The 21,594-nt window shown below is 68.4% G+C and carries 22 protein-coding genes and 1 pseudogene; 16 read left to right on the top strand and 7 right to left on the bottom strand.

The window, feature by feature from the left end:
* From ACE5C1_RS07550 to ACE5C1_RS07535, 4 genes are all read right to left on the bottom strand, one after another.
* A partial coding sequence (locus ACE5C1_RS07550; RefSeq protein WP_374943450.1) for a DNA polymerase ligase N-terminal domain-containing protein occupies positions 1-802 on the bottom strand: 802 nt, incomplete at its 3' end.
* Between the two features lie 3 nt (positions 803-805).
* Positions 806-1,681 carry a Ku protein gene (locus ACE5C1_RS07545; RefSeq protein WP_374943449.1) on the bottom strand — a complete coding sequence of 292 codons (876 nt, stop codon included), beginning with the start codon at positions 1,679-1,681 and terminating at the stop codon, positions 806-808.
* A gap of 61 nt (positions 1,682-1,742) precedes the next feature.
* Positions 1,743-2,030: a type II toxin-antitoxin system RelE/ParE family toxin gene (locus ACE5C1_RS07540; protein WP_374943448.1), complete on the bottom strand. Its 288-nt coding sequence runs from the start codon at positions 2,028-2,030 to the stop codon at positions 1,743-1,745.
* Entirely contained in the window at positions 2,027-2,290 is a 264-nt protein-coding gene (locus ACE5C1_RS07535; RefSeq protein ID WP_374943447.1) for a type II toxin-antitoxin system ParD family antitoxin, read from the bottom strand. The genes ACE5C1_RS07540 and ACE5C1_RS07535 overlap by 4 nt, the downstream gene beginning before the upstream one ends.
* Positions 2,291-2,362: 72 nt before the next feature.
* Here ACE5C1_RS07535 and pdxH point away from each other — a divergent pair, with 72 nt between their 5' ends.
* Genes pdxH through ACE5C1_RS07520 form a run of 3 tightly spaced genes read left to right on the top strand, consistent with a single transcriptional unit; the run spans position 2,363 to position 4,688 of the window.
* Positions 2,363-2,950: a pyridoxamine 5'-phosphate oxidase gene (gene pdxH, locus ACE5C1_RS07530; RefSeq protein WP_374943446.1), complete on the top strand. Its 588-nt coding sequence runs from the start codon at positions 2,363-2,365 to the stop codon at positions 2,948-2,950.
* The gene (locus tag ACE5C1_RS07525; RefSeq protein ID WP_374943445.1) at positions 2,947-3,894 is read left to right on the top strand and encodes a cation diffusion facilitator family transporter; all 948 of its coding nucleotides are present in this window, start codon (positions 2,947-2,949) and stop codon (positions 3,892-3,894) included. The genes pdxH and ACE5C1_RS07525 overlap by 4 nt, the downstream gene beginning before the upstream one ends.
* Positions 3,891-4,688: a PhzF family phenazine biosynthesis protein gene (locus tag ACE5C1_RS07520; protein WP_374943444.1), complete on the top strand. Its 798-nt coding sequence runs from the start codon at positions 3,891-3,893 to the stop codon at positions 4,686-4,688. Before ACE5C1_RS07525 ends, ACE5C1_RS07520 begins: the two co-directional genes overlap by 4 nt.
* Here ACE5C1_RS07520 and ACE5C1_RS07515 read toward each other — a convergent pair.
* Both ACE5C1_RS07515 and mnmA read right to left on the bottom strand, forming a co-directional pair.
* A pseudogene (locus ACE5C1_RS07515) lies at positions 4,689-4,975 on the bottom strand (UvrB/UvrC motif-containing protein).
* Positions 4,972-6,069, bottom strand: coding sequence for a tRNA 2-thiouridine(34) synthase MnmA (gene mnmA / locus ACE5C1_RS07510; RefSeq protein WP_374943443.1), 1,098 nt, complete (start codon positions 6,067-6,069; stop codon positions 4,972-4,974). Before mnmA ends, ACE5C1_RS07515 begins: the two are co-directional and overlap by 4 nt.
* Before the next feature lie 141 nt (positions 6,070-6,210).
* On the opposite strand from mnmA, the gene ACE5C1_RS07505 reads away from it, so the two are divergent.
* From ACE5C1_RS07505 to ACE5C1_RS07495, 3 genes are all read left to right on the top strand, one after another.
* The gene (locus tag ACE5C1_RS07505) at positions 6,211-6,438 is read left to right on the top strand and encodes a hypothetical protein (RefSeq protein ID WP_374943442.1); all 228 of its coding nucleotides are present in this window, start codon (positions 6,211-6,213) and stop codon (positions 6,436-6,438) included.
* Between the two features lie 151 nt (positions 6,439-6,589).
* A complete protein-coding gene (locus tag ACE5C1_RS07500) occupies positions 6,590-6,889 on the top strand; it encodes a DUF1153 domain-containing protein (protein ID WP_374943441.1) in 300 nt (99 codons plus the stop codon).
* A gap of 116 nt (positions 6,890-7,005) precedes the next feature.
* Positions 7,006-7,263, top strand: a complete 258-nt coding sequence (locus ACE5C1_RS07495; RefSeq protein WP_374943451.1) for a GlsB/YeaQ/YmgE family stress response membrane protein — start codon at positions 7,006-7,008, stop codon at positions 7,261-7,263.
* A 64-nt stretch (positions 7,264-7,327) separates the two neighbouring features.
* On the opposite strand, the gene ACE5C1_RS07490 is transcribed toward ACE5C1_RS07495, so the two are convergent.
* A complete protein-coding gene (locus ACE5C1_RS07490) occupies positions 7,328-8,050 on the bottom strand; it encodes an SIMPL domain-containing protein (RefSeq protein WP_374943440.1) in 723 nt (240 codons plus the stop codon).
* 202 nt (positions 8,051-8,252) lie between these two features.
* Between ACE5C1_RS07490 and ACE5C1_RS07485 the strand changes: the two genes are divergently transcribed.
* The 10 genes from ACE5C1_RS07485 (at position 8,253) to ACE5C1_RS07440 (ending at position 21,576) form a co-directional block, all read left to right on the top strand.
* The gene (locus ACE5C1_RS07485) at positions 8,253-9,431 is read left to right on the top strand and encodes an efflux RND transporter periplasmic adaptor subunit (RefSeq protein ID WP_374943439.1); all 1,179 of its coding nucleotides are present in this window, start codon (positions 8,253-8,255) and stop codon (positions 9,429-9,431) included.
* Between the two features lie 4 nt (positions 9,432-9,435).
* The gene (locus ACE5C1_RS07480; RefSeq protein WP_374943438.1) at positions 9,436-12,549 is read left to right on the top strand and encodes an efflux RND transporter permease subunit; all 3,114 of its coding nucleotides are present in this window, start codon (positions 9,436-9,438) and stop codon (positions 12,547-12,549) included.
* Between the two features lie 57 nt (positions 12,550-12,606).
* Positions 12,607-13,866 (top strand): DUF445 domain-containing protein, encoded by a 1,260-nt coding sequence (locus ACE5C1_RS07475; RefSeq protein WP_374943437.1) that lies wholly within the window; start codon positions 12,607-12,609, stop codon positions 13,864-13,866.
* 73 nt (positions 13,867-13,939) lie between these two features.
* Complete coding sequence (locus ACE5C1_RS07470) at positions 13,940-15,037, top strand: ABC transporter permease (RefSeq protein WP_374943436.1); 1,098 nt, start codon at positions 13,940-13,942, stop codon at positions 15,035-15,037.
* The gene (locus ACE5C1_RS07465) at positions 15,037-15,984 is read left to right on the top strand and encodes an ABC transporter ATP-binding protein (protein ID WP_374943435.1); all 948 of its coding nucleotides are present in this window, start codon (positions 15,037-15,039) and stop codon (positions 15,982-15,984) included. Before ACE5C1_RS07470 ends, ACE5C1_RS07465 begins: the two co-directional genes overlap by 1 nt.
* Positions 15,984-16,946, top strand: coding sequence for an MlaD family protein (locus tag ACE5C1_RS07460; protein ID WP_374943434.1), 963 nt, complete (start codon positions 15,984-15,986; stop codon positions 16,944-16,946). The genes ACE5C1_RS07465 and ACE5C1_RS07460 overlap by 1 nt, the downstream gene beginning before the upstream one ends.
* Before the next feature lie 15 nt (positions 16,947-16,961).
* Positions 16,962-17,546, top strand: coding sequence for an ABC-type transport auxiliary lipoprotein family protein (locus ACE5C1_RS07455; RefSeq protein WP_374943433.1), 585 nt, complete (start codon positions 16,962-16,964; stop codon positions 17,544-17,546).
* A 70-nt stretch (positions 17,547-17,616) separates the two neighbouring features.
* Positions 17,617-19,233: a choline dehydrogenase gene (locus tag ACE5C1_RS07450; protein WP_374943432.1), complete on the top strand. Its 1,617-nt coding sequence runs from the start codon at positions 17,617-17,619 to the stop codon at positions 19,231-19,233.
* Positions 19,234-19,285: 52 nt separating this feature from the next.
* A complete protein-coding gene (locus tag ACE5C1_RS07445) occupies positions 19,286-20,866 on the top strand; it encodes a putative bifunctional diguanylate cyclase/phosphodiesterase (RefSeq protein ID WP_374943431.1) in 1,581 nt (526 codons plus the stop codon).
* Positions 20,863-21,576, top strand: coding sequence for a LysM peptidoglycan-binding domain-containing protein (locus ACE5C1_RS07440; RefSeq protein ID WP_374943430.1), 714 nt, complete (start codon positions 20,863-20,865; stop codon positions 21,574-21,576). The genes ACE5C1_RS07445 and ACE5C1_RS07440 overlap by 4 nt, the downstream gene beginning before the upstream one ends.
* Positions 21,577-21,594 lie beyond the last annotated feature (18 nt).

Here is a 21,594-nt window from a genome sequence, read left to right as displayed (position 1 = left end):
AGAGCTGGGGGTCGGTGAAGGGGGGGGCTTTTTTCTTAACTATCCGTGACGGGGAGGGGGACCGCGCGGAGCGTGGTGGGAGGGTAGCCAAGGGCGACACCGCTTGGGGCTGCCCCTCCACCACGCGCTTCGCGCGAGCGTCGGGTCGAGCCGTCCCCCGGACGGCTCTCGAACGCGCGGGGCGCGTTCGGCCCGACACTCCCCCTCCCCGTGCCGGGGAGGAATTTGGGTTTTTACCCTCCGCGATCTCCGCCATCGTTCGACCGGTAGCGATGCTGGTCAGGGCTTCGTCGACCAGCGTGTCGGTGCCGCCGGCCTCGGCGTCGTCGATCTTGCGGAGCAGCCAGTTCTCGCCGCGTTCCTTGGGCCGGGGCTTCAAGCGGATCAGCAGCCATTCGCCCTTCATCCGCTCGCCGTCGAGGACGAAGTGGAGGTGGCCCTTCTCCAGGTCCTTGGCGGATTTGCCCGCGATCGGCGCCCAGGCGCCGCGGTCCCACAGCATCACCGTGCCGCCGCCATATTCGCCCGCGGGGATCGTGCCTTCGAACGCGGCGTAGGACAAAGGGTGGTCCTCGGTACGGACCGCGAGGCGTTTCTCGTTCGGATCGAGGCTCGGGCCGCGGGTGACCGCCCAGCTTTTGAGGACGCCGTCGACCTCGATGCGAAAGTCCCAGTGGAGGCGGGTGGCGTCGTGCTTCTGGACGATGAAGCTGTTGCCGTTTCCGGACGCGAGGGTGCCGGCAGGCTCGGCGGTTTTGGCGAAATCGCGCTTGGAATTGTACCGGGCGAGGGGGTCGGCCATGCGTCAGGCGCGCTTCTTCGCCGCGGGTTTTGCGGGCGCCTTCGTGGCAGGCGCTTTCTTCGCGGGCGTCTTCGCCGCCGCGGGTTTCGCGCCGGGTTTCTCCATCGATTTCTTCAGCGCGGCCATCAGGTCGACGACGTTCGACGCCTTGGGCGCGGCCTCGTCCTTGTCCTCGATGATCGTCTTGCCCTTGGCCTTGCGCTTGCGCTCGATCAGCTCTTTAAGCGCATCGACGTAGCGGTCGTGGAACTCGCCCGCATCGAAGGCGGCGGTCTTGCGGTCGATCAGCGCTTCGGCGAGGTCGAGGAGCTCGGGATCGGGCGCGGTGTCGGGGATCTCGCGGAAATAGCTCTGCGCCTTGTTGACCTCGTCGGCGTAGCGCAACGTTTCCAGCACCATGCCGCGACCGCAGGGTTTGAGGCTGACGACATATTCGCGGCCGCGCAGTGCGAGTTGGCCGAGCCCGACCTTTTTCGTGCGCTTCAACGCCTCGCGCAGCACGACGAAGGCTTCTTCGGCGAGGTCGTCGGCGGGGACGACGAAATACGGTTTCTCGTAATAGATGACGTCGATCTCGCTGGCATCGACGAATTGGGTGAGCTCCAGCGTCTTCTTGGACTCCAGCTTGACCGCGTCGATCTCATCCTGTTGCAGCAGGACGTATTCGCCCTTCTCGACCTCATAGCCCTTCATGATCTCGGCGGTGTCGACGGGGCCGATGCCGGTGACGACCTTGTCGTAATGGATCGGCTGGCCGCTGGGTTCGTGGATCTGCTTGAACGAGACGGTGGCGCCGCTCTTGGTGGCGGAATAGATTTCCACCGGGATCGAGACAAGGGCTAGGCGGATTTGGCCCTGCCAGTAAGCGCGTGCGGCCATGCGGGAGTACCTCGTTGCGGAGGCGATTCAATCCGTGGGGGCGGGAGTCGTTCCGCGGGGGTCAGAGGAGGCGGCTGAGATCGCGGGCTGCGTGTTCCACTGCGATTACGGTGACGATATCATCATCGTCGCCAACCTTATAAAGGATGAGGTAGTCGCCATAGGTGCGCTTCCGGACACCGAGGCTTTCGTCGGCCCAAGGAAAGCGGTTCGGAAACGTGAGCAGAGCCTCGCAGACCTTGCGGAGTTCAGCGACATATGAGGCTGCGCGCCGAGGATTGTCGCGCGCGATCCATGCGCCGATCCGATCGAAACCGTTTTCAGCCTCGTCCGAGATTATCAGCCTCAAGCGTCGCGTGCCAGCGCTCGATACTTGGCGGTCAGCCGGTCGAATACTTCGTCAGCATCGCGTACCCGCCCAGCGTCAGCGTCGGCAAGGCCCCGTTGAATGGCCGCGATCACATGGGGCGCCAGTGGCGGTTCCGAGTCCGCCTGTATCTGCCGCAGTCCCGCTTCGACAGCTTGTTCGACCGAAGCAAAGCGGCCATCGTGGACCAGTTCCTCGGCATATGCCTGCCATTCGTCGTCCAGCTTTACCATCGTCGCCATCGCGCACCTCCGCACCGAACATAAGCGCGCGCGGTTGGCGGACCAAATGGTTTTGCCCTAAAGGGCTGTGCGATGACCGACCCCTTTGCCTTGTTCGATGAATGGTTCGCCGAGGCGCAGGCGTCCGAGCCGAACGATCCCAATGCGATGGCGCTCGCCACCGTGGATATGGCGGGGCGGCCTTCGGCGCGGATGGTGCTGCTCAAGGGGCATGGGCCGGACGGCTTCGTCTTCTACACCAACCGCGAGAGCCGCAAGGCGGACGATCTGGCCGCGCAGCCGTATGCGGCACTGCTGTTTCACTGGAAGTCGCTGCGGCGGCAGGTGCGCGTCGAGGGCGCGGTCTCCCACGCAAGCGATGCCGAATCGGATGCGTATTTCGCCAGCCGTGGGCGCGATTCGCGGCTGGGGGCATGGGCTTCGGACCAGTCGCGGCCGCTCGACTCGCGCGAGACCTTCGAGGCGCGGTTCGCCGCGATGCAGGCGCGGTTCGAGGGCAAGGACGTGCCGCGCCCGCCGCATTGGGGCGGGTACCGGATTATTCCTTCGGCGATCGAATTCTGGCAGGATCGCGCGCACCGCCTGCACGAACGCCGCCTGTTCGTGCGCGCCAAGGACATTGGGGCGGACGCGTGGACCGAGGGGCAGCTCTACCCATGACGCTCGACGAACGCCGCAAGCTGCTACCGCTCGCGACGCGTGCGGCGCTCGCCAGCGTCGGGATGGCGGTGTTCCTGTTCGGGCTCAAATCCTTTGCGGCGTGGCATACCGGATCGGTGGCGATGCTGGGGAGCCTGGCCGACACCGGGCTCGACCTGCTCGCCAGCCTCGTCACGCTGTACGGCGTGCGCCTCGCCGCGCAGCCTGCGGACCACGACCATCGTTTCGGGCATGGCAAGGCGGAGGCGCTGGCAGCGCTGTTCCAGGTCGCGCTGATCACCGCGTCGGCGGGCGGCATCGCCTGGCGCGCGGTGCTGGCGATGGGGGAGACCGATCCGACGCAGGACGCCGGATTCGGCATCGGCGTGTCGATCGTCGCGATCGCCGCGACGGGGGTGCTGCTGTGGTATCAGCGCCGGGTGATCCGCAGCACCGGATCGGTCGCGATCCGCGCCGACAACGTCCATTACCAGTCCGACGTGCTGCTGAACGCCGCGGTGATCGCCGCCTTGGTGCTCGATCAGTGGTTCGGCTGGCACGGCGCGGACCCGCTGTTCGGCATCGCCATCGCACTGTGGCTGGCGTTCGGGGCGTTCAAGGCGTCGTCCAACGCGATCGACCAGCTGATGGACAAGGAATGGCCCGAACGCCAGCGCGCCGCCTTCCTCGATGTCGCGGCGAGGCAGGACGGGCTGAAGGGCATTCACGATTTCCGTACCCGCCGATCGGGCGCGCAGGATTTCGCGCAATTCCACATGGAGGTCGATCGCCGCCTCACCGTCGGCGCGGCGCACGACCTGGTCGAGGGCGTCGAGCGCAACCTCAAGCGCGCGTTTCCCAAGGTGGAGGTGCTGATCCACCTCGATCCAGAGGGGCATGTCGACACCGACAATCCGCTGGTCGAGGCGGACGTGACGCCGCATTGGTTCGGGAAACGCCTTTGAGACTACCCTTTACCCAGGTCGATGCGTTCGCCGATTCGCCGTTCACCGGCAATCCTGCGGCGGTGATGCCGCTGGCGCGCTGGCTCGACGATGCGACGCTGCTCGCCATTGCCGAGGAGAACAACCTGGCGGAGACCGCCTTCTTCGTGCCCTCGAATGCCGAGGACGCGGACTTCGACCTGCGCTGGTTCACGCCTGCCGCCGAGGTGGCGCTGTGCGGCCATGCGACGCTGGCGAGCGGGCATGTCGTGCTGGCGTCGGACACCGCGCGTGACCGGGTCCGGTTCTCGACGCGGCAGGCGGGGGTGCTGGAGGTGGCGCGGGACGGGATCGGCTATGCGATGGCGCTGCCCGCCTGGACGCCGAGCCCCAAGCCCCTGCCAAGCATCGTCGCGGCGCTCGGCGCCGATGCGGGCTGCGAGACGCTGTGGCACGACAAGGGCTATGCGGTCGTGGTGCTGCCCGACGAGGCCGCGGTACGTGCGCTCGGCCCGGACATGCGCGCGCTGGCCGCCGAGGGACCGATCGTCGCCATCGCCACCGCGCCGGGCGACGCGACCGACGTCGTCAGCCGGGTGTTTGTGCCGGCGTTCGCCATCGACGAGGACCCGGTGACCGGCTCCGCGCATGCGGTAATCGCGCCGTGGTGGGCCGAACGGCTCGGGTGCGAGACCTTCGCCGCCTATCAGGCGAGTGCGCGCGGTGGCAGGCTGGGCTGCACCGTTGCGGACGACCGCGTGGTGCTGCGCGGCGGATGCGTGACGGTGATCGAGGGGGCGTTCCTGCTGCCGTGATCAGCGGCGGCGAGATCGGCCTGTTGTCATCGGATCGGGTTTGAGTGGCTTCACCCAGCCTTCGGGCGGAGTTATGCGCTGCTGGCTGGTGCCGAGCCCCATCGCGCCGGGTTGCTGACGAGTCAGGCCGCCCGATTCAATCGCCGCGTCGAGCGTGGCCGGATCGACCGGCTCGCTCGCGCCGCGCAGCAGGCTGATGCGATCGCGCAGCAGCCGCGCGGTCTCGAAGTCGAGCGCCGCAGCGGCGGGTCCATCCGGCGTTGGAGGTCGGCGACGGTATCGGTCATGCCGCGAGCAGCGCCGCCTCGGTTTCGGCGATCCAGCCGCCGCCCAGCACGCGCTCGCCTGCGTAGAGGACCGCGGCCTGCCCGGGGGCGACGCCATATTCGGGGGTGTCGAAGGCCAGCCGGTTGCCGTCGAAGCGCGCGGGCACCGGCTTGGCCATCGAGCGGACCTTGGCGGTTAGCGGGCCATCCCACGCGCCGAGCACGTTCGTCCGTTCCAGCCGCGCCGCCGTGACAGCCAGAGCGGCGCGCGGGCCGACGACAACGCGCGCGGCGGCGGCGTCGATGCGGACGACGTAGAGCGGCTCGGGGGTGCCGCCGATCTCGAGTCCCCGACGCTGGCCGACGGTATAATGGACGATGCCGCGGTGGGTGCCGAGGCGGCGGCCGTTCAGGTCGACGATGTCGCCGGTTGCCGCGGCCTCGGGGCGCAGCTTGCGGACCAGGCCCGCATAGTCGCCGTCGGGGACGAAGCAGATGTCCTGACTATCGGGCTTGGCCGCGACGCCGAGGCCCAGTTCGGCGGCGATCTCACGCACCCGCGCCTTCGGCAATCCGCCGAGCGGGAAGCGCAGATAGTTCAGCTGTTCTTGCGTCGTCGCGAACAGGAAATAGCTCTGGTCGCGCGCGGGATCGGCGCCGCGGTGGAGCTCGGCACCGCTTGCGCCCTCGACCCGGCGGACGTAATGGCCGGTCGCCAGGCAATCGGCGCCGAGATCGCGTGCGAGCGCGAGCAGATCGGTGAACTTGGGCCCCATGTTGCACTGGACGCAGGGAATCGGCGTGCGCCCGGCGAGATAATCGTCGGCGAAGGCGTCGACTACCTGCGCGCGGAAGCTGCTTTCGTGATCGAAGACGTAATGCGCGATGCCTAGGCGGTCGCACACCGCGCGTGCATCGCGGATGTCGCGCGTTCCGCAGCACGCGCCGGCGCGTGCGGTCGCCTCGCCGTGATCGTAGAGCTGAAGGGTGACACCGATCACTTCGGCGCCGGTGCCGTGCGCGAGCGCCGCCACGACCGAGCTGTCGACCCCGCCCGACATCGCTACGACGATCCGGCGCGGGCCGCCGGCAAGCTGAAAATCGGCAAGGTTCATGATGCCCGCCACATAGGACCGGGCACTCGGCGATGCAAAGCGGGTGTACGAAGCGTTGCGGCCGGCTTTACCGAGCCTTCACCACGCCTGCGCTAGGGAGGGTGCGACGGCGTTTTGCCGGCGATCCGCCAAGGACGAGCTTTGGACCTCAGTTTCTCCCGCTTCGACGTCGATGCCGAGCCGATCGCGATGCCGCCCGACCTGGCGGTGCTGATGGTGGGGATCGCGGCGCGGCAAGCAGCCAGCCCGACCGCGGCGGCGCAGGCGGGATGCGTCTACGGGCCGCCCGATCCGCGGCTGTTCGCCCCCGCCGACGGCGCCTTCAACGGCGCGACCGCCCACGCCATCGATGAGTGGAACAAGGAATGAGCGGGCGGGGAGTGAGCGGCCGGCGAGCGATCGGGCAGGAAGTGAAGAGCGCGTTTACCGCGGCGTTTCAGGCGATCTTCAAGGCGCGGGGCGTACCACCCGCTGCAACAGGAACGAACATGGGGCGATACGCCCCGGGTAAGGGTTTGGCATGATCGAGAACCAGAAGATCCGTCCGGCGCAAGTCATCGGTCCGCTCGGCGAGCCGCTGACCGTCGATTCGCTGCCCCCGCCCTCGACGACACGCTGGGTGGTGCGTCGCAAGGCCGAGGTCGTGGCCGCGGTCAACGGTGGATTGCTGTCGGTCGACGACGTGTGCGACCGCTACAGCCTGACCGTCGAGGAATTCGCAGGGTGGCAGCGCGCGATCGATCGGTCGGGGATGCCAGGCCTGCGCGTCACCCGCATCCAGCACTACAAGTCGCTGTACGAACGCCAGCAGAAATATTGAGGCCGGATCACGGCTTATAGGAAGGACGGTACGCGCCCGGAACAATCGCAGCGCTTCGCGAGTCTTTGGCTGCAGACCCGCACCGTAGCGGGGGCAAACAGAGGGACCGCGTAATGATCAATCTCATCATCTGGCTTATCGTGGGTGGCGTGATCGGCTGGCTTGCCAGCATAGTCATGCGGACCGACGCGCAGCAGGGCATCTTCCTGAACATCGTCGTTGGTATCGTCGGTGCGTTCATCGGCGGCCTGATCATCTCGGGTGGATCGATCAACAACCAGCCGCTCAACATCACCTCCTTCCTGGTGTCGCTGCTGGGTGCGATCATCCTGCTGGCGATCGTCAACTTGATCCGCCGCGGCAGCGTGCGCTAAGCGCCGCCGCAGACCGAATTTCGGCGAAGGGGCCGCCCGGCAGGACCGGGCGGCCCCTTTTTCGTTACTGGAGCAGGAAGCGGACCGACAGGGTGACGGCGACGTCCTTTTCGCCCGAGGCGATCTGGGTCTGCGCCGATTCGCCGCGCGCTGCGCGCATGTAGGCGATCGGGGGTGCGGGATCGCCCGCATTCTCGCCGCTTTCCGCGATGGAGACGATGCGCGCGACGCGCAGCCCCGCGGCCTTTGCATACAATTCGGCTCTGGCGCGTGCCCTGGCGACCGCATCGGTGCGTGCTTCGTCGAGCGCTGCGCCCGGCTCCGAAATCGCCAGATTGGGCCCGTCAATCTGGTTCGCGCCCTCCGCCACCAGCGCATCGAGGATCGCGCCCGATTTCCCGACATCGCGGAAGCGTATGCTGACGCTGTTGGTCGCCTGATAGCCGGTGATCGCGGGCGGCTGGTTGTCGGCATAACGGTATTGCGGGGCGACGCCGACCGAGGCGGTGGCGATATCGCGCGCGGCGATGCCGGTGCGTTTCAGCGCCGCGAGGACGCGCGCCATCCGTGCAGCATTGTCGGACAGCGCCGCCGCCGCGGTCGCCGCCTGCGTCACGACACCCGCGCGGATCGTCGCCTGATCGGGAACGCGGGTCGTGTGCCCCTGCGCGCTAACGTCCAGCACGGTGCCCGCCGCCGGAACCATCGGCACGACCGGCACGTCCTGCGCCGCCGCAGGGCTCGCCAGCGCACTCGATACTGCCATCGCTGCTGCCATCGTCTTCATGATCGTCTCCCTTGCCGTCGCGGCATGGTCGGGGCCTGCGGTTCGGCACCACAACGAAAGCTGAACGCCCCATCCTTGCCACAGTCGCGCTGGAAGGAAGGCGGGGGGGGGCGCACGATCCCTCTTGAGCCAAGTGACTTATCGCTCTAATACAGTTTGCAACCGAGGGGTCGGCGAAGCGGGGATGGGACGAGTGGCGGCGATGAACTACGAATCGGGACGGATCGAGGGAAGCGACACGCTGCTGCTGCCGGACCCCGACGCGCGGCCCGCGCGCCGCCGCCGGCTGATCATCGGTGCGGTCCTGGTCGTCGCTGCTCTGGCGCTCGCGTGGTTCGTCTTCGGCCGCGCGGCCAAGCCCGAGGCCAAGGTCGCGGACCAGCTGCCCGCGGTTACCGTCGTCGTGCCCGGCCGTCAGACCATTGATCGCACCGTCTCGGCCACTGGCACGCTCGCCGCGCGGCGCGAGATGCCGGTCGGGGTCGCGGGCGAGGGCGGGATGATCACCCGCGTCCTCGTCGAGCCCGGTCAGTGGGTCGGTGCGGGGCAGGTGCTCGCCACCGTCGACCGGTCGGTGCAGACCCAGACCTCCGCCAGCCTCGCGGCGCAGGTCTCTGTCGCGCAATCCGACGTGACGCTGGCGCAGGCCGAGCTCGACCGCGCCAAGCAGCTGGTCGACCGGGGCTTCATCTCCAAGGCCGACGTCCAGCGCCGTACCGCGACCCGCGATGCCGCGGTCGCGCGGGTGCGGGTGGCGCAGGCCACGCTGGGCGAATCGCGCGCGCGCGCCGGACGGCTCGACATCCGCGCGCCCGCCGCCGGGCTGGTGCTGACGCGCCAGGCCGAACCGGGCCAGATCGTCAGCTCGGGGAGCGGCATGCTGTTCCGCATGGCGGCCGGGGGGCAGATGGAGCTGCGCGCCTCGCTCGCCGAAAGCGACCTGGTCGGCCTGCAGCCCGGTGCGCGGGCGTCGGTGACCCCGGTCGGTTCGGCCAAGAGCTTCGCGGGCGAGGTGTGGCAGGTGTCGCCGGTCATCGATCCGCAGACCCGGCAGGGTGTTGCGCGCGTGGCGCTGAAATACGATCCCGCGCTGCGCCCCGGCGGCTTTGCCAGCGCGGCGATCGTCGGCGGCGCCAGCGTCGCGCCGCTGCTCCCCGAAACGGCAATCCAGACCGACGACAAGGGCAATTACGTCTATATCGTCGACGGCGCGGGCACGGTCGCGCGCCGCGACGTGAAGGTGGGGCAAGTGTCCAACGCGGGCGTCGCGGTGGCCAGCGGCCTGAGTGGCACCGAGCGCGTCGTGCTGTCGGCGGGCGCGTTCCTCAATCCCGGTCAGGCGGTACGCCCCGTCGCGGCCACCACAACCAAGGCGAGCTGACCCCATGTTCCGCAACATGTCCGCCTGGTCGATCCGCAATCCGGTGCCGTCGATCGTCCTGTTCATCGCGCTGACGATCGCAGGCATCATCTCGTTCAACCGCATGCAGTTGAACGAGAGCCCGGAGATCACCTTCCCGGCGGTCTACGTGTCGGTCAGCCAGCCGGGTGCGGCGCCCAGCGAGATCGAGACCCAGATCACCCAGAAGGTGGAGGCGGCGCTGCGCGGGCTGGAGGGCGTCGACGAGATGAACTCGACGGTGAGCGAGGGATCGAGCGGCACCTTCGTCCAGTTCAGCTTCGCCACCCCGGTCGACCGCGCGACCACCGACGCACGCGACGCCATTGCCAAAATTCGCGGCGACCTGCCGGAAGGCATCATCGAGCCGCGCGTCGAGCGGATCATCATCAACGACGATTCGATCGCCAATTATTCGGTCGAGGCGACCGACATGACGCTCGAGCAGCTGTCGTGGTTCGTCAACACGATCGTCGTCAAGCGGCTGCTCGCGATACCGGGGATGCAGAGCGTCGAGACTTCGGGCGGGGTGGATCGCGCGATCCGGGTGAACCTCGATCCGGTCAAGATGCAGGCGGCCGGCGTCACCGCGGCGCAGGTCAACCAGGCGTTGCGCGGGATCAACATCAATGCCGCCGGCGGGCGCGCCGAGGTGGCGGGGGCCGAACAGTCGCTGCGCATCGTCGGCAACGCCGCCGACGCCTATGCGCTGGGCCAGACGCAGATTCCGGTCGGCGCGGGGCGGACGGTGAAGCTCGCCGACATCGCGGCGGTGCGCGACGGATCGTACGAGCAGCGCAGCATCGCCAAGATGAACGGGCGCCAGGTCGTGGGCTTCGGCATCCACCGCGCGCGCGGCGCGTCGGAGGTCGAGCTGTATGACCTGACGCAGAAGGAGCTGAAGAAGATCGAGGCGGAGAATCCCAAGTTTCACTTCATCGAGCGGTTCACGAGCGTCAAATACACCAAGCAGCAGTATAAATCCGCGATCCACGCGATGGTCGAGGGCGCGATCCTGGCGGTGATCGTCGTGTTCCTGTTCCTGCGCGACAAGCGCGCGACGTTCATCTCCGCGCTGGCCATCCCGCTGTCGGCGATCCCGACCTTCTGGATCATGAGCCTGCTCGGCTTCAACCTGAACTTCATGACGTTGCTCGCGCTCAGCCTGGTCGCGGGCGTGCTGGTCGACGATGCGATCGTCGAGATCGAGAACATCGTCCGGCACATGCGGATGGGCAAATCCGCGTATCAGGCGTCGATCGACGCCGCCGACGAGATCGGGTTGGCGGTCGTCGCCACCACCTTCTCGATCGTTGCCGTCTTCCTGCCGGTCGGGTTGATGCCGGGGATCGCGGGACAATTTTTCAAGAACTTCGGCATCACCGTGGTCGTCGCGGTGCTTATCAGCCTGCTCGTCGCACGCCTGGTCACGCCGATGGTCGCGGCCTATTTCCTGAAATCCCACGGCCATGCCGAGCACGGCGAGGGGCGTGCGATGGACGCCTATATGCGCGTGCTGCGCTGGACGCTCGCGAACCGGTGGAAGACGATGGCGATCGGCGGCGTGGCGTTCCTCATGACGATCTGGGGCTTCGCCAGCACGCCGTTCACCTTTCAGCCGACCAAGGACCAGGATTTCAGCCGGGTGTCGATCAGCATGGCGCCGGGCACGACATTGCAACGCACCGAGGCGGTCGCGGACCGGGTGGCCGCGATCCTGAACCGGCAGCAGGAAGTGAAGACCGCGGTCGAATATGTCGATGTCGGCAAGGCATCGATCTCGATCACGCTGAAGGACGATCGCAAGCGCACGAGCATCGACTTCGAGCGCGAGACGCAACCCTTGCTGAGCGCGATTCCCGACGCGCGGATCAATTTTCAGAGTCAGGATGGTGGCGGCGGCGGCAGCAGTCGGGCGGTGTCGGTGCTGCTGGCGGGCGACGATCCGGTGCTGCTCAACAAGGCCGCCAACGACGTCGCCGCGGCGATGAAGTCGCTCCCTAGCCTACGCGAGCCGCGAGTCGAGGGCGATCTGCGGCGGCCCGAGATGGTGATCAAGCCGCGCATGGACGTCGCCGCCGATCTGGGCGTGACCACGCAGGCGCTGAGCCAGACGATCCGCATCGCGACCTTGGGCGAAATCGACCAGAATGCCGCCAAATTCTCGCTGTCCGACCGGCAGATCCCGATCGGCGTGGCGCTCGACCCGGCCAGCCGGCGCAACCTGTCAACGATCGAGAACTTGCCGGTGCCGGTGGCCCGCGGCGGCACCGTGCCCTTGCGCGTGGTCGCCGAGATCGGCTTCGGCGCGGGGCCGTCGGAGATCAAGCGCTTCAACCAGGAACGCCGGATCGTGATCGACGCCGATCTGGCGCCGGGTGCGGTCAGCGGTGAGCAGCGCGCCAAGGTGATGGACCTGCCCGCGATGAAGAACCTGCCCGCGGGCGTGCATTACGCCGCTTCGGGCTCCGCCAAGTGGCAGGCGGAGATGGTGACCAACTTCGCGATCGCGGTGGTCGCGGGCGTGCTGCTGGTGCTCGGCGTGCTGGTGCTGCTGTACCGGCAGGTGATGCCGCCGTTCGTCAACCTGGGCTCGCTGCTGCTCGCGCCGCTCGGCGGCATCCTGGCGCTGAAGCTGACCGGCGAGCCGATCTCGCTGCCCGTGCTGATCGGACTGCTGATGCTGCTCGGCATCGTCGCCAAGAATTCGATCCTGCTGATCGACTTTGCGCTGGAGGAGATGCGCAAGGGCGTGCCCTTCGGCGAGGCGATCCTCGATGCCGGGCACAAGCGCGCGCAGCCGATCGTGATGACGACGGTGGCGATGGTCGCGGGCATGATCCCGACCGCGCTATCGATCGGCGGCGACGGATCGTGGAACCAGCCGATGGCGATCACCGTGATCGGCGGGCTGCTGCTGTCGACGCTGCTGACGCTGCTGATCGTGCCCGCATCGTTCAGCCTGGCGATCGGCGTCGAGAACTGGCTGGGGCCCAAGCTCAGCCGCCGCCTGCTCACCTATCGCCCGGGCGACCGGGACGGGCCGGTGATCGAAGGGCGCCCGGGCGGCCCGGCGATCGGCTACGGTCCTGCGGAGTGACGGAGGCAAGTCCCGCGCGCGCATGAACAATCCGGCGTCTTGGGAATTGTCGAGGGCATGACGCCCAATTCCCGCGCGAGCGAGGCCCCACCGGCCGCCCTGGTGCGGATGCGGATCGTCGCCACCGCGTTGCTCGTCGTGATGGCGGCGGTGTTCTTCGCCAGCCGAGCGCTGGTCCCTGTTCATCCGGGCTGGGGCTATGTGCGGGCGTTCGCCGAGGCCGCGATGGTCGGCGGGCTGGCCGACTGGTTCGCGGTGACCGCGCTGTTCCGGCATCCGCTCGGCCTCCCAATCCCGCACACCGCGATCGTGCCGCGCAACAAGGACCGGATCGGCGATCAGCTGGCGCAGTTCCTGCGCGACAATTTCCTGGTGCCCACGGTGATCGCCAGGCGGAGCCGGAGGCTCGACGTCGCGACCGCCGCCGCGCGCTGGCTGACCGACCCGGCCGAAGGCGCGGGCGGACGCTTTCGCGCGGGCGCGTCGAAACTCGTCGCGCAGATGCTCCAGGCGCTCGATCCGCAGCGGCTGGGTGGCATGGTCAAGGGCGCAGTTGGCAATCGTCTGCGCGAGACGCAGGTCGCGCCGCTGCTCGGCGGCCTGCTCGCGGCGGCGATGAAGGAAGGCCGCCACAAGCCGCTGCTCGCCTCGGTCATCCGCTGGTCGTCGGACGCGCTCGGGGCCAACGACCACCTTATCCGCCAGATCGTCCACGACCGCGCCGGATCGATCCTGCGTTGGACCGGGCTCGACGAGACGGTGGCGGACAAGCTCATCAACGGTCTGGAAAAGCTGCTCGCCGACATGGCCGGCGACCCCGCCCACCCTTTGCGCGTCCGCGCCGAGGACGGGCTGGACCGGCTTGCATACGATTTGCGCTACGACGATGCGATGCGCGCCAAGGTCGAAGCGCTGAAGGAGGAACTGCTCGGCAACCCGGCGATGCAGCGCTGGCTCGACGGGCTGTGGGAACAGGCCCGCGCCGCGCTGCTGGGCATCGCGCAGGATCCCGAGCGGGCAATGGCGGGACGGCTCGGCGACCTGCTGCGTCAGCTCGGCGATACGCTGCGCGACGATGCCCGCCTCGCGCGCACGATCAACCGCTTCGTTCGGCGCGTGGGCGTCGGCATCGCGGCGGATTATGGTCACGTGATCGTCCGGCTGGTGTCGGAGACGGTGCGTGGCTGGGACGCGCAAACGATCACCCGGCGGCTGGAGAATGCGGTCGGGCGCGACCTGCAATATATCCGGGTCAACGGCACGTTGGTGGGTGGTATGGTCGGACTGCTGATCCACGCGGTCGATACGCTTTTGTGAAACGCTGGCTTGCCGCGCGTGTCATGCGCAATCGCCTTGCCGCACCGGCGACTTTCGCCCAAGGAAGCTGGCGATGAGCGGAAAGGCGGATTTCCAGCAGGACGGCGGCACGGTGCGCTTCGCGGGCGACCTGCTGCTCGCGCGGCTCGGCGACCTGCCCGATCGGCTCGAGGCGGTCGGTGGCGACGTCCGTCACGTCGACCTGTCCGACGTCGCGCGTATCGACACCGTCGGCGCCTGGATCGTCCACCGCTTCGCCGCGCGCAACGATGCCAGCATCGACGGGCTGAACGACGACGCCAAGGCGCTGTTCGACCAAGTGGTCGCGGCCGATCACCCCGCGGCGGTGCGTCCGCCCGCACCCTCGTCGTTCAACCGGGTGCTGGGCGAGATCGGCGGCGCGATCGTGCTGACCGGCCAGACGCTGTTCGGGCTGCTGGGCTTCCTCGGCGCCACCGTGCTGGCCGCGTTGGCGGTCATTCGCCACCCGCGCCGGTTCCGGTTCAACGCGGTTGTCCATGAATTCGAGAATGTCGGCGTGTCGGCGCTCGGCATCGTCGGGCTCATGAGCTTCCTGATCGGCATCGTAATCGCGCAGCAGGGGGCGGTGCAGTTGCGTCAGTTCGGGGCGGAAGCGTTCACGATCAACCTGGTCGGGCGGATCACGCTGCGCGAGCTGGGCGTGCTGATGACCGCGATTATGGTCGCCGGGCGCTCCGGCTCTGCGTTCGCGGCGCAGATCGGGACGATGAAGCTGACCGAGGAGGTCGACGCGATGCGGACGATCGGGGTGTCGCCGATGGAGGCGCTGGTCCTGCCGCGGACGATCGCTGCGGTCATCCTGATGCCGCTGCTCGGCTTTTATGCATCGTTGCTGTCGATCATCGGCGGCGGGGTCCTCGCCTGGGCGACGCTGGACATTCCGCCCGTCACCTACATCGCGCGCATTCGCGAAGTGGTGCCGATCACCGACCTGTACATCGGGCTGGTCAAGGCGCCGGTGTTCGGCGCGATCATCGCGATCGCCGGATGTTTCCAGGGCATGCAGGTCGAATCCGACGCCGAACAGGTGGGCCTGCGGACCACGTCCGCGGTGGTGCAGGCGATCTTCCTCGTCATTGTCCTCGACGCCTTCTTTGCGGTGTTCTTTACCTGGATCGGCTGGGACTGATGGCAGCCGAGACCCAGGTCGGGGGCGCGAATGGCGCTGGCGCCGGCCCGATCATCCGCGTCCACGGTCTGTCGAACGCCTTCGGCGATCAGGTGGTGCACGAGAATTTGGACCTGGAGGTCAGGCGCGGCGAGATCCTGGGCGTGGTCGGCGGGTCGGGCACGGGCAAGTCGGTGCTGATGCGGTCGATCATTGGGCTGCAGACGCCGGTGGCGGGCGAGGTCGAGGTGTTCGGCGAGAATACGCTCGGGCGGGAGGCCACCGAAGCCGCCGAGATCACCAAGCGTTGGGGCGTGCTGTTCCAGGGCGGCGCGCTGTTCTCGACGCTGACCGTCGCCGAGAACGTCCAGGTGCCGTTGCGCGAATTCTATCCCGACCTGCCGGTGTCGCTGCTCGACGAGATTGCGTCGTACAAGGTGGTGATGACCGGGCTGCCGGGCGACGCGGGGCCGAAGTTCCCCGCCGAGTTGTCGGGCGGGATGAGGAAGCGTGCGGGGTTGGCGCGCGCGCTGGCGCTCGATCCCGAATTGCTGTTCCTCGACGAGCCGACCGCAGGGCTCGACCCGATCGGCGCGGCGGCATTCGACGAGCTGACCAAGTCGCTCCAACGGACGCTCGGGCTGACGGTGTTCCTGATCACTCACGACCTCGACACGCTCTATGCGATCTGCGACCGCGTCGCGGTGCTGGCGGACAAGAAGGTGATCGCGGTGGGCACGATCGACGAGCTGCTCGCGCTCGACCACCCGTGGATCGAGGAGTATTTCAAAGGACCGCGGGGCCGCGCCGCAGTCGCCACGCAACAGGCGCACAAGACCGCCGACGCCGAGCCGGAGGCGCATCCGACCGAGGTGAAGGCCGAGCAGACCGGCCAGCGCTCGCAAGGGTCCGCCGCCGACAACAATGCCCGCGGGGTCGAGCCCTCGCGAATCGCAGGGGCAAGCTGATGGAAACCCGTTCGAACCACGTCCTCGTCGGCGCCGTCGTGCTGATCCTGTTGGCGATGCTGGCGCTGTTCACTGTCTGGATCGCGCGGCTGGGCGGTACGTCCGAGAAGGAGTACGACATCTTCTTCCGCCAGTCGGTCGACGGCCTCGCGAAAGGTTCCACCGTCGCTTACTCGGGCGTGCCGTCGGGGCAGGTGAAGGAAATCGCGCTGTGGAAGAACGATCCGCAGTTCGTGCGCGTGCGTATCTCGGTGAAGGACGAGACGCCGGTGCTGCAGGGCACGACCGCGACCGTGCTCGGCAGCTTCACCGGTACCAGCACGGTGGCGCTCGACGGCGCGCGTAAAGGTTCGGCGGCGATTGTCTGCCCGTCGGAGAATACCGAGGCGGTGTGCCCGTACGGGGTGCCGGTGATTCCGACCAAGCAGGGCGGCATCGGTGCGATCCTGAACTCGGCGCCGCAGCTGCTGGAGCGGCTGTCGACGTTGACCGAGCGGCTGACCGCGCTGCTCTCCGACCGCAACCAGGCTTCGATTGCCGGCATATTGGAGAACACCAACCGGCTGTCCGACGCACTTGCCGATCGCGGGCCCGAGATCGCCGCGACGCTGGCGCAGACCCGGGTCGCGATCCAGCAGGCGGGCGATGCGGCGCAGCAGATCGGCGCGCTGGCACAGACCACCAACGGCGTGTTGGCGAACGACGTTCAGCCCGCGATGCAGAACCTGAGCAAGGCGATCGGCTCCGCGCAGAAGAGCGCCGATTCGCTCAGTTCGGCGATCGACGATGCGCGGCCGGGTTTGCAGGCATTCTCCAAGCAGACGATCCCCGAGGTCGGGCAACTCGTCCGCGATCTCCGGGTGATGACGACGGCGCTGTCGTCGGTCGCCGAAAAGATCGATCAGCAGGGCGCCAGCTCGCTGATCGGTTCGCCCAAGCTCCCCGATTATAAAGGTAAGTGATATGGGGCCAATGACATGAAGAGCCGCCTCCTGACCGTCGCCGCGTTCCTGCCGCTCGCCGGATGCATCAGCTTCGGCGCCAAGCCGCCGCCCTCGCTGCTGACGCTGACCTCCGAGGCTAATGTCCCGGTGGGGCAGCAGGTGAGCTCGGCCACCGCCAAGTCGATCACGGTTCAGGTGCCGGTCGTGCCGCAGACCCTGGCGACCGCACGTGTGCCGGTGCAGGCGACGCCGACCACCGTCGCCTACATCTCGGACGCGGTGTGGGCCGAACCGCCCGCGCGGCTGTTCGCGCGGTTGCTGTCGGATACCGTGGCGGCACGCACGGGGCGCGTGGTGCTGTCGACCGCGCAGTCGATCAACGATCCGGGTGCGCGGCTCGGTGGCGAGCTGCGGACGTTCGGGCTTGATGCTACCACGCGCGAGGGCGTGGTGACCTTCGACGCATCGCTGACTCGCGAGGGCGCGGTGACGGTGGACAAGCGGCGCTTCGAGGCGCGGGTTACGGTGACCGCGATCGCCCCCGACCAGGCGGCCACCGCGCTGAACCAGGCGGCGAATCAGGTTGCGGCGCAAGTGGCGGACTGGGTCGGGCGGTAGGGCGGCTTTACCGTTTCGCCATCCCCGCTTACCCTCTGCGAGCCCGCAACGACGGGCGGGGGAGAGGCGCGTGGCGGGCTACGATTACATCATCATCGGCGCCGGGTCGGCGGGGTGCGTGCTCGCGGCGCGGCTTACCCAGGATCCCGCGGTACGCGTGCTGCTGCTCGAGGCGGGTGGGCGCAATACCGGGATGACGGTGCGGATGCCCGCGGCGGTCGGCAATTTGATCAAGGCCAAGGGCAAGCATAACTGGGGCTTTTGGACCGAGCCCGAACCGCACCTTGATAACCGGCGGCTGTGGTGGCCGCGCGGGCGGGGCCTGGGCGGCAGCTCGGCGATCAACGGCATGATCTATGCGCGAGGGCACCCGCAGGACTACGACGAATGGCGCCAGATGGGGTTGGCCGGATGGGCGTTCGACGACGTGCTGCCCTATTTCAAGCGGCTCGAGCGGCATCACCGCGGCGGGCCGCTGCACGGGCAGGATGGGCCGATGCGCATCTCGGCGGGCGAGAGCGACAGTCCGTTCAACGCCGCGCTGATCGAGGCGGGCGCGCAGGGCGGATACGGTACAACCGACGATTTCAACGGCGAGCGGCAGGAGGGGTTCGGACCCTACGACCTGACGATCGCGGACGGAAAGCGGTGGAGCACTGCCGAGGCGTATCTGCGCCCGGTGCTGGGACGCGCGAACCTGACCGTGGTCACCGGCGCGCGGACGACGCGCATCCGCATCACACGGGGTCGCGCGACGGGGGTGGATTATGTCGTCGGGCGCCGCACCCAACAGGCCGAGACGTCGGGCGAGGTGTTGCTGTGCGCAGGCGCGGTGCAGTCGCCGCAGATCCTCCAGCTGTCTGGCGTCGGCGACGCGGACCGGCTGGCCAAGGTGGGAGTCGATGTCGTCCATGACCTGCCCGGGGTCGGCGAGAACCTGCAGGATCATCTCGACGTCACGATGAACTGGCGCAGCCGCGGGCTGGTGACCGCATTCGCGGCGACGCGTGGGCTGGGGCAGCTGAAGGTCGGGCTGAACTATCTGCTGCGCGGGGCGGGGCCGGGGCGGCAGCAGTTCCTCGAGTCGGGCGCGTTCCTGGCATCGCGCGAAGGGCTGTCGCGGCCCGACGTGCAGATCCACGCGGTGCTGTCGATCATGCGCGACCATGCCAAGGTGATGCCGACCGAGGATGGCTTCACCCTCCACCTCTGCCAGCTGCGTCCCGAAAGCCGCGGCCGCATCGGGCTGGCCAGTGCCGATCCGTTCGCCGATCCCGCGATCTTCGCCAATTACCTGGCCACACCCGAAGACCGCCGGGTGATGCGCGAAGCGGTGAAGATCGGCCGCGACGTCGTCGCACAGGCCGCGCTCGATCCGTACCGCGACGCCGAGCTCGCGCCCGGTGCCGAGGTGCGCAGCGACGACGAGATCGACGCGTGGGTGCGCGCGCATGCCGAGACGATCTATCACCCCGTCGGCACGTGTCGGATGGGGCGGGCCGACGACGCCCGCGCGGTCGTCAACGAAACGCTCAGGGTGCGCGGACTTGTGGGCCTGCGCGTGGTCGATGCCTCGGTCATGCCGACGCTGATCGGATCGAACACCAATGCACCGACGATCATGATCGCGGAAAAGGCCGCCGACATGATCACCGCCGCTGCGGTGCCATTCGCTCGCACGGGGTAAATAGCGTGGGCGTTTAACGCCTTGGTATCCCTGGCGCCGGTAGACGCCCGGTGTGCAATGGCGTGATCTTCCCCTGCTGCGTCCGCCCGGCGTGCTCGTGCCGCTGGCGGCGCTTGCGGTTGCCGGGCTGGCAGATCGTGGGATAACCGGTGCCGCCGCGGCGGCCGTGCTCGTGGTCGCGGCCTGGGTCTCGGCGCTCATCCACGATCGCGCGATCCGCCGGTCGGTGGCGCGGATCGAGCGGCTGCAGCCACCGACAGGGTCGGCATCGCTGCCGGTGCGACTCGCCAGCGGCATCGACGGGCTCGAGCACGCGATCGCGGCGGGCGCCGAGCGTGCGCAGCAGCGCCACCCGGTCACCGGGCTGCCCACCCGCGAGCCGCTGCTGGTGCGGATGGCCGAGGATGGCGACGGAGTGCTTGGCGGCGTGGCGTTCGCCGACTACGACCGTCTGTCTGCCTTCGACCCGGGACTGGCCAATCGCGTATTGCTGGCGCTGGTCGCGCGCATCCTGCGGATGGTGCCCGATGAGCGGCTGGTGTCGCACGTCGACCGCGGCCACCTGGCGATCTGGTTCGGCCCTGACACGGCCGCCGACGCCGCCACTGCGGCGATGCGCGCGATCGGTTATGCGCTGGGCGACGTGGTGGTCGACGGCGCGCGCGAGATCGTGCCCGAAATCGTCGTGCGGGAGGTCCGCCATCGATCCGAGTCGGGCAGTCCGCAGGTGTCGCTGTTCCGCGTGCTGGCGGCGTTCTCGCTGCCGGAGGGCGCCTCCGCTACGGTGGCCGCGATCGACCCTGTTGCGGTCGCGCGCGAGCGGTTCGCGTTGGAGCAGGATCTGCGCCAGGCGATCGCGCATCGGCAATTCGCGCTGCATTACCAGCCGCTCGTCGACGCGCGGGCGGGTCGGGTGAGCGGCGCGGAGGCGCTGATCCGCTGGCGGCACCCGGTCCTGGGGGCTGTGCCGCCAGCGCGCTTCGTACCGGTCATGGAAGGCGCGGGGCTAGCCGACGAGGTCGGGCTATGGGCACTCAATGCCGCGGTGCGTGAGGCGAAGGGCTGGCGCCAGGCGGGGCTCGACCTCAGCGTCGCGGTGAACGTGTCGGGGCGCCAGCTCGAGGACGAGACGCTGCCGGTGCTCGTTGCGCGCACGCTCGAACGCCATGCGCTGGACGCCACCGCACTCGAGCTCGAGCTGACCGAAAGCGTCGCGATGGGCGATGGCGAGCGCTCGGCGCGGCTGTTCGAGCGCGTCCGCGCATTGGGCGTCCGCATCGCGATCGACGATTTCGGCACAGGCTATTCCAGCTTCAGCAGCTTGCGCACGCTGACCTTCGACAAGATCAAGATCGACCGCGAATTCGTGACCGCAGTCGACACCCGGCGCGACAGCCAGGCGATCTGCCAGAGTATCCTGGCGCTCGGCCGAGGACTCGGCATCCGGGTCCTCGCCGAAGGCGTCGAACGGCCTGAGGAACTGGCGTGGCTGCGCCGTCAGGGTTGCCGCTATTTCCAGGGTTTTTGGTTCTCCCCGCCGCTGCCCGCCGCCGATTTCGTCGACTTCGTTCGCGATACGGGTGCGCTGGCCGATCGGCTGGCGGCGCCGTCCATCGAAAGGCTTACCGCATGAATTTCCGTGTCCTCGGCACCGTCGCCGCGGCGCTGGCGCTGGCTGACTGTTCGCACGGGCCCAAGGCACCGCCGGTGTCGGCCGCTGTACGCGCGGCACCGTCGAGCGAGGTCGACGCGATCGTCCAGATGCTCGATCGTGGCGAGCGCGATCCGGCGAGGAAGCGCGTTCGCGGCGCGCTCAAGCGCGATCCGGCCAATGCGTCGCTGCGGGTTTTGGCCGATTCGATCGACCACGATCCCAAGGACCTGCTCGGGCCGCAGAGCTTCCCCTATACCGTGCGCAGCGGCGAGACGATGATCGGGCTGGCGGAGCGCTTCCTGGGCAATCGGCTGAAGGCGTATCAGCTGGCGCGCTACAACGGCATCGACGTGCCGCGGACACTGACCGCGGGGCAGGTGCTGCGCATTCCCGGCGAACCGCCGCGAATCGAGCTGCCGCGCAAGCTGCCGTCAGCGCCGTCGCCGCATCCGGCGCCGGTGGCGCGGGCCAAACCTGCGGCAGCACCCAAGCCTGTAGCGCCGCTGGTCAACCCGGCGGCGGCACAGCGGCTGCGCGCGGCCGGGCTGGCGGCGCTCAACGGCGGCGCACCGGTGCGTGCCGTTGTCGCGCTGCGCCGCGCCGCTGCGCTCGATCCAGGCAATTCGCTGATCGCGCGCGATCTCGCCCGTGCCGAGCGCATCGCGGCGACCGTGCGCGCCCGACGGTGAGCCGCAGCGAATGATTAA

The organism is Sphingomonas sp. (genome assembly GCF_964263785.1).
Taxonomy (GTDB): domain Bacteria; phylum Pseudomonadota; class Alphaproteobacteria; order Sphingomonadales; family Sphingomonadaceae; genus Sphingomonas.
Note: the sequence above shows the minus strand (reverse complement) of the source record. Positions and strands in the feature narration are given on the sequence as shown.